The organism is Roseobacter sp. AzwK-3b, from assembly GCF_000170875.1.
Taxonomy (GTDB): domain Bacteria; phylum Pseudomonadota; class Alphaproteobacteria; order Rhodobacterales; family Rhodobacteraceae; genus Roseovarius; species Roseovarius litoreus.
The window spans coordinates 135,530-147,086 of record NZ_ABCR01000010.1 but is presented as its reverse complement, the minus strand read 5'-3'; the positions used below and the strand labels follow the sequence as shown (position 1 = coordinate 147,086).

9 protein-coding genes are annotated in these 11,557 nt (G+C 58.7%); 2 read left to right on the top strand and 7 right to left on the bottom strand.

What is annotated here, in order from left to right; genetic code table 11:
- Positions 1-142: 142 nt before the first annotated feature.
- The 3 genes from RAZWK3B_RS16410 to RAZWK3B_RS16400 all read right to left on the bottom strand — a co-directional run bounded on the left by RAZWK3B_RS16410 (position 143) and on the right by RAZWK3B_RS16400 (position 3,807).
- Positions 143-370, bottom strand: coding sequence for a DUF6447 family protein (locus RAZWK3B_RS16410; protein WP_007817106.1), 228 nt, complete (start codon positions 368-370; stop codon positions 143-145).
- 10 nt (positions 371-380) lie between these two features.
- Positions 381-590: a DUF6447 family protein gene (locus RAZWK3B_RS16405; RefSeq protein WP_007817104.1), complete on the bottom strand. Its 210-nt coding sequence runs from the start codon at positions 588-590 to the stop codon at positions 381-383.
- A 211-nt stretch (positions 591-801) separates the two neighbouring features.
- Positions 802-3,807 (bottom strand): beta strand repeat-containing protein, encoded by a 3,006-nt coding sequence (locus tag RAZWK3B_RS16400; RefSeq protein WP_007817102.1) that lies wholly within the window; start codon positions 3,805-3,807, stop codon positions 802-804.
- Positions 3,808-4,448: 641 nt separating this feature from the next.
- Here RAZWK3B_RS16400 and RAZWK3B_RS16395 point away from each other — a divergent pair.
- Complete coding sequence (locus RAZWK3B_RS16395) at positions 4,449-4,772, top strand: hypothetical protein (protein WP_198133303.1); 324 nt, start codon at positions 4,449-4,451, stop codon at positions 4,770-4,772.
- A gap of 472 nt (positions 4,773-5,244) precedes the next feature.
- Here RAZWK3B_RS16395 and RAZWK3B_RS16390 read toward each other — a convergent pair whose 3' ends face one another.
- The 3 genes from RAZWK3B_RS16390 to RAZWK3B_RS16380 all read right to left on the bottom strand — a co-directional run bounded on the left by RAZWK3B_RS16390 (position 5,245) and on the right by RAZWK3B_RS16380 (position 8,150).
- Positions 5,245-6,024: a hypothetical protein gene (locus RAZWK3B_RS16390; RefSeq protein ID WP_157132291.1), complete on the bottom strand. Its 780-nt coding sequence runs from the start codon at positions 6,022-6,024 to the stop codon at positions 5,245-5,247.
- Between the two features lie 355 nt (positions 6,025-6,379).
- A complete protein-coding gene (locus tag RAZWK3B_RS16385; RefSeq protein WP_007817097.1) occupies positions 6,380-7,168 on the bottom strand; it encodes an inositol monophosphatase family protein in 789 nt (262 codons plus the stop codon).
- A gap of 52 nt (positions 7,169-7,220) precedes the next feature.
- Positions 7,221-8,150, bottom strand: coding sequence for a LysR family transcriptional regulator (locus tag RAZWK3B_RS16380; RefSeq protein WP_007817096.1), 930 nt, complete (start codon positions 8,148-8,150; stop codon positions 7,221-7,223).
- Between the two features lie 100 nt (positions 8,151-8,250).
- Between RAZWK3B_RS16380 and metF the strand changes: the two genes are divergently transcribed.
- The gene (gene metF, locus RAZWK3B_RS16375; protein ID WP_007817094.1) at positions 8,251-9,117 is read left to right on the top strand and encodes a methylenetetrahydrofolate reductase [NAD(P)H]; all 867 of its coding nucleotides are present in this window, start codon (positions 8,251-8,253) and stop codon (positions 9,115-9,117) included.
- Positions 9,118-9,218: 101 nt separating this feature from the next.
- On the opposite strand, the gene RAZWK3B_RS16370 is transcribed toward metF, so the two are convergent.
- Positions 9,219-11,513 (bottom strand): xanthine dehydrogenase family protein molybdopterin-binding subunit, encoded by a 2,295-nt coding sequence (locus RAZWK3B_RS16370; RefSeq protein WP_007817092.1) that lies wholly within the window; start codon positions 11,511-11,513, stop codon positions 9,219-9,221.
- Positions 11,514-11,557 lie beyond the last annotated feature (44 nt).

Sequence of the window (11,557 nt, the reverse complement as noted above, 5' to 3'; positions counted from 1 at the left end):
GCGATCTCGCTTTTCAGCTTCGCCATCTGCTGTTCCAGAAACTGCAGGCTGGCAAGCTGCGCCTTGCCGTTGTCGCTGAGGTCTTCGGTGTTGTATTCAGTTCCGTCTACAGTGATTTTGGGCATGGTATTTTCCTTTTCAGTTAATCATCAAACAGGGCGCTGAGATCAATGCCGCTCTTGCCTTTGACGATTTCGTTTTTGAGGTCGGCGATATAAGCGTGACGGGCTTTGGTCAGCACGGCATGAAGATTTTGGGCTTCTTGCAGCTGTGCCGTCACGTGCTGAAACTGGGCCAAGTTTGCTCGCCCTGCTTCGCTCAGCGTCGACACATCATATTCTTGACCTTCAATCTTCAGCGTCTTGACCATGTCGGTTTGCCTATTTGGTCTTCAGCTCAGACATCAGTGCCTGGCTGTAGGCCAGACGCGCAGTATCAGCGATGGCCCATTCGCTTTCCAGCTGTCGGATCCGTTCTTCACAAAAGCGGATATTTTGCATCTGGGCTTGGGCCTGTTCAGTCAACGAACTCAGCTCGTACTCAACACCGTCAATCGAGATTTTGGGAGCTGGAAGGTCAGCATTCGCCATGTGGTGGTTCTCCTAGATTTATCCAGTTGCACCATGTTCAAAAGAAGACCCCCAGGGGGCCTGAGGATCTTCTGCGCTGTAACCATAAGGAGCGTATTTTCAGCGGTACTCGTACAGATGCAGAGAGAGACAATGAGCGACTCAGATACTGTCTCTGCTTGGGGGACAACGTGGCCCCGCCGCGCGCGGCGAGGCCGATGATTGTTTGCGCTTAGACGATGTCAGCAGCTACAAGGATATCATCCGCTGTACCAAGAAGCGCGAGTTCTCCAGCTTCCACGGTGCCTACGGTCGCTCCAGCTGTATCGTCAATGGAGTACAGTGCTGTGAAGTCACTGAACGTGATTGCAACAACATCGATATCCGTGCCGCCCGGAGCGAGCGCAGCTCCGCCATCGTTGAGGAAGGCAACAACCGCGTCCACGTCTGTGTAATCAGCGTCAGCTAGATCGTTAGCGTTGTTGGTAGCAGCATTCTGACCTACTACGGTAGCAGCACCAGTGGACGCACCAATGACACCAGTCACATCCACATCATCAGAGGTAGACACAAAGTTCGTGATGACATCGAAGCCAGAGAAAGTGCCACCGGCTACGCCAGCTGCGGAACCGTCACCGAGTGCGAAGAATACATCATCCCCGGAAGCAACAGCTTCAGTAAGATCGATTGTATCACCACCGGCACCCCCCGTGATGAGGTCGGCGCCGATGCCGCCGGTAATCTGGTCATCACCTGCACCGCCAACGAGCTGATCAGCTCCTTCACCACCGGAAACGATGTCGTCCCCGCTACCACCGGTAAGAATATCAACAGCGTCTGAACCCGTCATTGTTACGCCAGTCGTACCCCCGGCAGCAACCTGAACATCGAGACCACCTGCGGTCATTCCGGACGCATCAACAACTTCGATAGTATCAATCAGCGGCGTGGAAATTACTAGAGCGTTGTCGCCGGTTACAGTCAGTGTGTCCAATGCGCTGGCGTCCATCGCATCAAAGCGGTTACTGCCAGTCCCCTCGGAACTGATGTTCAAGATATCGATGCCCGCAAGTTCAAGGGTTCCATCGACTAACATGCCAGTTCCAGCATCAGCATCACCAACAGTAAGGTTGAGCTCATCCGCCTCATTACCAGCCAAAGTAGCATTGTCCACAGCCAGGGTCAGATTATCGACATTCCTTAGAACTGTTATGGAAGCACCGCTCTGCAGGCTGCTAATGGTTGTCGACTCACCCGGAAAACTATGTCCTTGGATAACAACATCCTGGACACCGCCGAAACGATCGACATCGATATCGACAACGCTGTCACCACCAGCAAAAGCGTCGTTGAGGGTGTCAGTGACAACAAGCGTGTCGATATTTGTAATTGCCGCTTCCATTGCCGCAACAGCTGCTGCAGTACCAGTATACGAATCCACGGTGAGAACGCTGGCGTTAGTAACTTCCAGAGTGTTTACACCTTCGCCCATGTCAATACTGTCAGCCCGGGTCAGGTTTCCACCCGCTGTAACAGTATCGTCACCCGCACCGGTTGTTACGGCCTGATCGGCTGCGCCGAGCGTAATAGTGATGTCTGAAGCAACACCAGACAAATCGAGCGTCTCTTGTTCAAAGGCGACGGCAGGTGCTTCCGGCTCCATTGCAAGCGTAGCGCCCGCAAGACCACCAGTAACAGTCAAGCTGTCAGAACCTGCACCACTGGCCTCAAGCGTGTCGGTAGCACCAACAGCAGAACCGCTGACATTTACTGTCGCGCTTTCAGTAGTGGCGTTCGTCGTCAAGGTTGCAGTTTGACCGCCCTCACCGGCAAAGGCGACATCCAGTACAACTGCGTCAGCAGTAGTATCAGTCTTGATGTCAGAAACGACAGTCGCGTTTGCACCAGCTTCATTGCTCAGGTCCAACGACAACGCACCAGCTTGTGCCACAGTCAGGTCGTTTAGCGTGAAGGTGCTGCCCGGAGCATCTGTATCACGAGCATCCATCTCAATCGAAGTGACACCGGGTAGGATATCCATATCCACCGTGAAGTCAGCAACGCCCGCTTGTCCATCAACGGACCGCAAGGACAGTACTTCAAAGCCAGCTGCAACCGGAGCATCTGCCGCATCGAGAGCGCCAACATTGTTAACCACACCGGCGTCTGTGCGAATGCTCAAAGTGTCAGTCCCAAGACCTGCATCAAGGCTAGCAGTACCGACGAACGCGGTGTTAGCGATGATCGTGTCATCGGAGTCGCCACCCACATAGGTGAAGCCAGCGTTTACAAGATTTGCACCGATGTTGATTTCTGTATCGCCGGTTGCGCCACTTGTATCCAGCAACGTCAGCGAACCGGAGCTTACACCTGAGATGGTGACCGAGCCGGTGGTGATAAGCGTCTCAACGTCATTAGAGACAAGCTGGTTGATGTCAGATGCCGCACCGGTCCCGTTGACCGTGACAGACTCGACGCCTTCTTGATTGCTGTCACCAAGGATGATGTTAACGCCGCCGTTCACGCCATCAACGGACAACGAAACCGCGTCAGCCGATCCAGCCACAGCAGTCGAGCTGTAGACGAAGCCTATATTTGTCGCAACGGCATCGTTGAAACCGTCAACGTCACGCACTTCAACAGCAGTGCCCACATCACCAAGAGCGACGAAGAAATCAGCAGCTGTGGTCGTAGCGCTAACAGTTTCCAATCCTGTCGCCGAAGCAAGATTGAGAGTGAGCTCAACATCCGCGACGCTTTCAACATTTACCGTCTCTACGCCTGTAATCGTAGGAGTAATGATTGTGTCTGCAGAATCGTTAGGGTTGCCAAGCTGAACATTCATAACATCAGCATCGCCAGTGCCAGTGATAATGTCACCAGACTGCAGAGTGTTTACGAGGTCGTTTCCGCCGGGCGTATATTCACGGATGGCATTGAGAACGCCTGCGAAAACCTCGGTATCAATACCGACTGTGAGATCTGACACAGGAGTGGGAGTCGGCACTGTGCCGCCATCGTCTTGGGTAGACACAACTCCACCACCGCTGGATCCACCGCATGCAGCCAGTGTCAGTGCCATGGAAAGGCCAGTACCGCCTTTCACAGCACGCCGTGCTGTTTCGTTTTCCCATGCCTTAACGAATTTGTTGACAAGTTGTTCTTTCGTGCCGGCTTCAGGTGCCTGAATACCAGCCTCGTTTTCCAAGCGGTTGAGTTCCGCAAAGTCTTTAGCCATGTTGATAACGCTCCTTGAGGCTTCTCTGTCGGATTTCCCCATGCGATGAAGAAATTCCGTGTTTCGCATGGGCTTAGTTGTCACACGGAATTTGAGCGCTCAATTCTGGAAATTATGTATCAAAAGTGTACATATTTTCTGGAGCTAAACACTAAGAAGCCTATCGAAGACTTTGTTGCCTGACATAGATGAAGCGGCCCGCCACACTCGGCATAAGGCAAGGTATTGCTTGAACAGAGAACCTCCGATCTCGTCTGTTTGTGAAATGATCTGCAACATTTTTCATGGCGTCTGATGCGTCCCCCCCTCCTGCTCTGCCAGCACGTCGTGATACATCATTGAATGTAATTGTTGGCCGATACGAAAGTCCAAGGCCGTGCATTCCTAACCTGCCGTGAAAAATCCCTGTATGAGCGCACGAGCAATTATCGGAATTTGAGCAGGTGTCTTGCCTCAGCCATTGGCAACTCAGAGCAACCAAGCAAGGGGAATCCGCCCATGTCATCCTACAGGGTCTTTGTCGCGCCTCTGTGCGGGGTCTCAATGCCGATGGTCATTGCAAGCCGTGCCGGGCGTATATAATCGCCAGCCCAAGCTCAGGCATCGCTCAGCTGCTCCCAAAGCTTTTCCCTGGTTGTCATGTGAAAGACTGGCAGCCGATCCCCAGCAAGATGAAGGGTAAGCTCAAGGCAGCAGTTGATCACCTGGACGCCTTCTTCGACGAGCACCTAGGGGACGCCGTCCTCACATATAATGACTTGGCGGCTGCCATTGGGGTGGACCGGAAGAACTTCAAGCGAACCATCCGGTATGACGTCCGTTTTCAGAACGCCCTGCAAGAGCGACGCCTTGAGGAAGTTGAGGTTGGCGCTCGAGGTCAGAAGGGTGTCCGAGCTTACTTGTCACCGTTTCCTATCGAGGAAGGCGACGATGTGTACACCGACGCCTCTGATTGGGATTTCTAGGCCCTACCCCCAGAATGTTTTGGGGTCGCGCATGTGAGCGGCTTCTCAATAGCGCAGTCCCTTTTGCGTCCCCCCGTGTGGGTGCCGGTGGGGGAGCATCACGCTCCAGAACTGGTGTGGTCTCAACTGATGGTACCCGACTGGATCTGAGCGCGGGCGATCCTTCGACTGTAGACCATATCGTAGACCAGATGGTGCCTGTTGACAGGTCATCGCCGCTGCTGGTAACTCTTATTTTACTGGAGCGACCAGTTGATGCGGTGCCTGTAACAGGACCAGAACTTCCGGCCGCGGGTACCAGCGCCTCCGACATGCCGGTAACCGGCCGCCTGACCCCCTCACGCCAAGCGCCGCTGGCCTGCAGCGTTCAGCCTTCAACCCGAGGCAGCAGCTCAAGGCCGACCGCATGCACCGATTGAACGAAGCACTGCATGTCGCGAACATCCGTGAGACAGGTTTTTCGCGGAACGCTTTATTTGTAATAATCAAGGAAGGAAGGATGCCGCCCGCCCGATGAGGCGCGTTCCAAAACCTTGGGATCCGCGACAAGCCCGAACAACATGCGTTTCCACCTCAAGGACTGCTCTGCAGACGGAAACGAGGGCTGGGGTCCAAGCCGGCTTTCAAGAACCTCCCTCTCATAGAGACAGACAACCGGATGCACGTCGGATACCGTCAGCTCGGCATAGCCAAGGGCGCGGTGTTTCTGGGTGAACTGCGTGATGATCCTCGAAATATCCGCCAGTTGCGGATGAAAGCTTTCATGCCCGAGATGCCCGTATTTCTTCCACAACATGGCGACCCAGTCATTCGGGATGGTGCAATCGGCGCTATAGAAAAGATTGATGGTGAAATTAGCGAAGTCGAGCGGCGATCGGGGTTTCGCGAAAACCCGCTGTTTGTAGACATCCACCGACAGCTGGGACACAAGCTGATAAAGGCGCAGCTGATATTTCGTCAGATTGTCGAAAATGCGAAAGAACGTGGATCGGGAATACCCGGCCTGTTTGACGATATTCGCGATCTTGACCTCTGCCAGACTGTTGGCATGTGCATATTGCCGGATGCCAGCCAGTGCGAACGCCTCCCACCGGTTATCCGCGATATGCTCCGAAGCCGCCTTGGCGACCTCATCCGCCCACAGGCTGGTCAGAAGCTCCGGCTCTGACAGGAAATCTTCGATGTCGAACCACTCATTGCTTCTGATCCTGTCCAAAAGCGCGGCTTTTTGGGCTGCATCTGGGTTTCTCACCGGGATCCTCTACAAAGCTTGGATGGGCGGAAGCAGGTAACACGCACATATTCGATTTTGTAAAAAACATATGACCCACGATTACCCGCGTCTTGGGCCTGTGACAATCCTCACCTCACGGCATGACCCTGCAGATATGCATCGCAGATCGCACCGGGAGCACAGTGCCGGAGCCGAGGCGATCCCGCGTCCGCGACGGCCTGTGATGGCCGGCAAGGCCGCCCCTCCGCAACAGCGCACGCCGCGTTAACCCCGGCCCGCACAGACCCCTGCACCGACGCGATACCGACGTTTTGCCGACGTGATACCGAACGCTCTTTTCGCTTGTTTTTCCGCGCATTAACCCTGATTCGGGTTACCGGCCGCGCACCGCCTTGGTGAACTTGTCAAAAATCAGCTCATTGCCGCAAATGACATTGCCATCCGCAAGGATGTCATCGCCTTCGTTCAGCGGTTCGACAAAGCCCCCCGCCTCCTGCACGATGATGATACCCGCCGCCAAATCCCAGGCATTCAGCCGCCGTTCCCAGAACCCCTCATAGCGCCCGGCCGCCACATAGGCCATGTCCAGCGCCGCCGATCCCCAGCGCCGCACCCCCGCACAGACTGGCATCAGCCGGGCCAGATCCTGCAGCGTTTCGGGCAGGTCCGACCGCCCCCCGAAAGGCAGCCCCGTGGCAAAGATCGACTCGATCATCTTGCCGCGTCCAGACACCCGCAAGCGGCTGTCATTCATCCATGCGCCCTCGCCTTTTTCAGCAAAGAACATCTCGTCCTTGGCCGGATCATAGATCACGCCCGAGACGATTTTTCCCTTGTGTTCCAAGGCGATGGACACCGCCCAATGGGGCAGGCCATGCAGGAAGTTGGTGGTTCCGTCCAGCGGATCGACGATCCAGCGCCGGGTCGGATCCTCGCCATCCTCGCCGCCATTTTCCTCGGCCAACCAGCCATAGGTCGGGCGCGCGCCCCTCAGCTCGTCCTTGATGATTTTCTCAACCGCCAGATCGGCGCGGCTCACGAAATCGCCCGCACCCTTCATCGACACCTGAAGCTGCTCGACCTCGCGGAAATCCTTGACCAGCGACCGCCCCGCCTTGCGCGCGGCCTTGATCATGATGTTGAGGTTGGCACTGCCCGGCATCGTATCGGCTCCCATCGGTTCAGGCCGCGCGTATACGCCGCCCCGGCCTTGCTTACAAGGGGCGTTCCCCCTGCACCTCTCCGCGTTGCATCCTGACCGGGATCTCGCGGGCCAGCCGGATCAGGTGCGCGACATAGGGCTTGTCGGCATCATCCTCGCGGATCGCCGCGTAAAGCCTTTTGGTCAAACCCTTTTCCGTGATCGGCCGGGTCACGTAATCGGTGCTGGTGCGCACTTCCCGCACCACCCAGTCGGGCAAGACCGCCACGCCACGATTGGACGCGACCAGCAGCAGGATCACCGCCGTCAGCTCCACCTGCCGCGTCGCGCGCGGCTCGACCTTGGCAGGTGTCAGCAGTTCGGTGAACACATCCAGCCGCGAGCGGTCCACCGGATAGGTGATGAGCGTCTCGTCGCGGAAATCCTCGGCCTCCACATAGGCCTTGTCGGCCAATGGGTGCAGGCTCGAGGCCACGAAGACCGGCTCGTAATCGAAGAGCGGCTTGAAGCCGATGCCGGGCAGATCCTCGGGGTCCGACGAGACCACCAGATCCACCTCCTCCTTGCGCAGCGCCGGCAGGGCGTCAAAAGCCAGACCCGGCTTGATATCCACATCCACATCCGGCCAGGCCTTGCGGAATCGCTCCAGCACCGGGAACAGCCATTCGAAACAGGCGTGGCATTCAATGGCGATATGCATCCGCCCGGCGCTGCCCTGCCGCAAGCCGCCGAACTCATCCTCCAACGCCTCGACCTCGGGCAGCACCTTCTCGGCCACCCGCAGCAAACGGTGCCCCGCCGCCGACAGCTTCAACGGCTTGGAGCGGCGCACGAAAAGCTCGACCCCTGCCTGATCCTCCAACCCCTTGATCTGATGGCTCAATGCCGATTGGGTGATGTGCAGAAGATCCGCCGCGCGCGCTATTCCGCCCGCCTGATGGATGGCCCGGATCGTCCTCAGATGCCGAAGCTCGATATGCATATATTAACGCGCCTCATTGTAACCATGAATATTATGAAGTTGTCTCACAGTGCGGCGCCTGCAACAAGAGGCGAACAATGTAATCCTCAGGATACCTCAGATGACAGCGCCCAAGGTTTCGTTCGAATTCTTCCCGCCCAAAACGCTTGAGGCCTCATTCCGCCTTTGGGACACCATTCAGGTTCTCGCCCCGCTCGACCCGCGCTTTGTGTCGGTCACCTACGGCGCTGGCGGCACCACCCGCGAATTGACCCGCGAGGCTGTGGGCACGCTCCACAAGGCCACGGGCCTCAACGTCGCCGCTCACCTGACATGCGTCGAAGCCACCCGCGAAGAAACTCTCGCCATCGCCGACAGCTTCCACGAGGCCGGCGTCACCGAGATCGTAGCACTGCGCGGCGATCCCCCCAAGGGTTCAGGCGGCTTCACCGCCCATCCGGACGGCTTTGCCAATTCCTGCGAGCTGATCGAAGCGCTGGCGGATACGGGCAAATTCACCATCCGCGTCGGCGCCTATCCCGAGAAACACCCCGAAGCCGCTGACGCCAAGGCCGATATCGACTGGCTCAAGCGCAAGCTGGATGCCGGTGCCGCCGAAGCGATCACCCAGTTTTTCTTCGAGGCCGAGACGTTCTTCCGGTTCCGTGACGCCTGCGTCAAGGCCGGGATCGATGCGCCGATCATCCCCGGCGTCCTGCCGATCGAGAACTGGACCGGCGTGCGCAAATTCGCCACCGCCTGCGGCACCACGATCCCCGCATGGCTCGACGACACGTTCGACAAGGCGATCCGCGACAACCGGCAGGATCTGCTGGCCACGGCGCTTGCCACCGAACTGTGCAGCGAGTTGATCGAAGGCGGGGTGGAGCATCTGCATTTCTACACGCTCAACCGCCCCGAGCTGACCCGCGATGTCTGCCATGCGCTTGGCGTGACGCCCAAGGCAACCCTTCGCGACGTCGCCTGAGCCGACATCCTGTCATCCCGACATCATCCGGGCCCGTGGTGCAGATCACGGGCCCTTTTTTGTCCCGGCACGGGCCGGGACACATAGGGGCATATGACCCTCTACTCCGCAGCCATCGCAGCGTTCATCATCATCCAGACCCGGTGCGGCGTGAACGGCATATCCGCCTGCCGCACGCCCTTGTCCCAAAGCGCATCCGCCACCGCATTCGCCGTGGCGGCCATGGCGCCCACGGTCCCCGCCTCGCCGCAGCCCTTCATCCCCATCACGTTCGCGGTCGAAGGCACAGCCTCGGTGGCAAAGCGGATCATGGTCACGTCATCGGCCCTCGGCATCGCATAATCCATGAAGCTCGCCGTCAAAAGCTGGCCATCCTCGTCATGCACCACCCGTTCGCACAGCGCCTGCCCGATACCCTGCACGGCCCCGCCATGCACCTGCCCCTCAACCAGCATGGGGTTGATAAGATTGCCGAAATCATCGACCACCGTATAGCGCTCAACCGTCACCTTGCCGGTATCGGGGTCCAGCTCGATCTCGGCCACATGCGCACCATTGGGAAAGGACCGCGCAGGAAGCGTCGCCGTTTCCTCATGCACCAGAAGATCGGTACGCCCATCCGCGCGCGCCATCGCCGCCGCCTCGATCATCGTGGGCGTCAGGTTGGATCCAGCTGCGCGGAACGTCTCGTCGTCAAAGCTCACCTCGCGGGCCTCCACCCCCATCTTCTCCGCCAGATAGGGCGTGAACCGCTCGATCATCCGGCTCACCGTCGCAAGCGTCGCGTTGTTCTGCGTCGTAACCGACCGTGACCCGCCGGTGCCGCCACCCGTGGCGATCCGGTCACTATCCCCCTGCACCACCGAAATCAGATGCGCCGGTATGCCTGTCTGATCCGACAGGAACTGCGCATAGACCGTCTCGTGGCCCTGCCCGTTGGATTGCGTGCCCACATAGATCGACACGGTGCCATCCGCGTTGAACTCGACCTTGGCGGTCTCCGACGGATTGCCCAGAATGCTCTCGATGTAATAGCACAGCCCCATGCCGCGCAGCTTGCCGCGCGCCGCACTCTCGGCCTTGCGCGCCGCAAACCCCGCGCGGTCGCACTCGGCCTCGGCGCGGCTCAGCACCCGGTCGAAATCGCCCACATCATAGGTCTCGCCCGTGGACGACACATAAGGGAACGCCTCTTTCGGGATGAAGTTGCGCCGGTGCAGATCCCATGTATCCACGCCCAGTTCGCGCGCCGCGCGGTCCATGATCCGCTCCAGCGCATAGATCGCCTCGGGCCGGCCCGCCCCGCGATAGGCATCGACCTGCGTGGTGTTTGTGTAATAGCCCTCGACATGCAGATATGTATCCTGCACGTCATAGACCCCCATCAGAACCTTGGAGAAAAGCTCGGACTGGATCGCTTGGGCCATCGTGCTGTTATAGGCGCCCAGATCCACCCGGCTGTCCACACGGTAGGCCGTGATCTTCAGATCGGCATCGAACGCCATCATCAGATCGTGATCCAGCCCGCGCCCGGCATTGTCGCTCAGCATGGTCTCGGTGCGATCCGCCATCCAGCGCACCGGCCGCCCCAGCTTGCGCGCGGCATGGGCCACCAGATAGGTTTCGGGATAATCCATCGCCTTGGTGCCGAACCCGCCGCCCACATCCGGGTTGGTCACGCGAATATCGTCAGGCGACAGTCCCAGAACCCGCGCCAGATTGCGCTTGGTGCCCCAGACGCCCTGCCCGTTCACCGCCAGATGCAGGCGGTTGCCCTCGATCTCGGCATAACAGCCGCGCGGCTCCATCGGGTTGGCGATGATCCGGTTGTCATGCAGGCTCATGCGCACCACATGCGCCGCACGCGCCACCGCCGCCTCGACCGCCACTTCGTCGCCCATGCCCCAGTCAAAGGCGCGGTTGTCCGGCGCCTCGTCATGCAGCGCCGTGCCGCCGGGACCGATCTCCATATGGACCGGCAGATCCTCGAGCTCCAGCTCGATCAGCTCGGCGGCATCGCGCGCCGCCATCAGGCTCTCGGCCACGATCAGGGCCACAGGCTCGCCCACAAAGCGCACCCGCCCCTCGGCCAGGATCGGTCGGCGCGGGGCCGCCCCCTTGGTGCCATCCCTGTTCTGCACAAGGTTGAAGGCCATCCCCTCAGTCACGCCATCCTGCGCCAGATCGTCCGCTGTCAGAACCAGATGCACGCCGGGGGCCTGCCGCGCCGCCTCGACATCCAGCGCCGTGATCTCGGCATGGGCCACCGAAGCGCGCAGAACATACGCCACAAGCGCGCCTTTCGGGGCGATATCATCCACGTAGCGGCCATGACCGGTGAGAAATCTCTGATCCTCGACCCGTGTCACCGGCTGGCTTTTGCCGAACTTGTCCATGATCCGCCCTTTCGCATGTCTGCCGCATCGTCAGGGCGGACCCT

What these genes read in the sequence shown, in the direction of transcription:
- RAZWK3B_RS16380 (WP_007817096.1), bottom strand. Translation starts at nt 8,150, where the DNA reads ATGCATATCGAGCTTCGGCATCTGAGGACGATCCGGGCCATCCATCAG.
- RAZWK3B_RS16370 (WP_007817092.1), bottom strand. Translation starts at nt 11,513, where the DNA reads ATGGACAAGTTCGGCAAAAGCCAGCCGGTGACACGGGTCGAGGATCAG.
- metF (WP_007817094.1), top strand. Translation starts at nt 8,251, where the DNA reads ATGACAGCGCCCAAGGTTTCGTTCGAATTCTTCCCGCCCAAAACGCTT.
- RAZWK3B_RS16385 (WP_007817097.1), bottom strand. Translation starts at nt 7,168, where the DNA reads ATGCCGGGCAGTGCCAACCTCAACATCATGATCAAGGCCGCGCGCAAG.
- RAZWK3B_RS16410 (WP_007817106.1), bottom strand. Translation starts at nt 370, where the DNA reads ATGGTCAAGACGCTGAAGATTGAAGGTCAAGAATATGATGTGTCGACG.
- RAZWK3B_RS16405 (WP_007817104.1), bottom strand. Translation starts at nt 590, where the DNA reads ATGGCGAATGCTGACCTTCCAGCTCCCAAAATCTCGATTGACGGTGTT.
- RAZWK3B_RS16400 (WP_007817102.1), bottom strand. Translation starts at nt 3,807, where the DNA reads ATGGCTAAAGACTTTGCGGAACTCAACCGCTTGGAAAACGAGGCTGGT.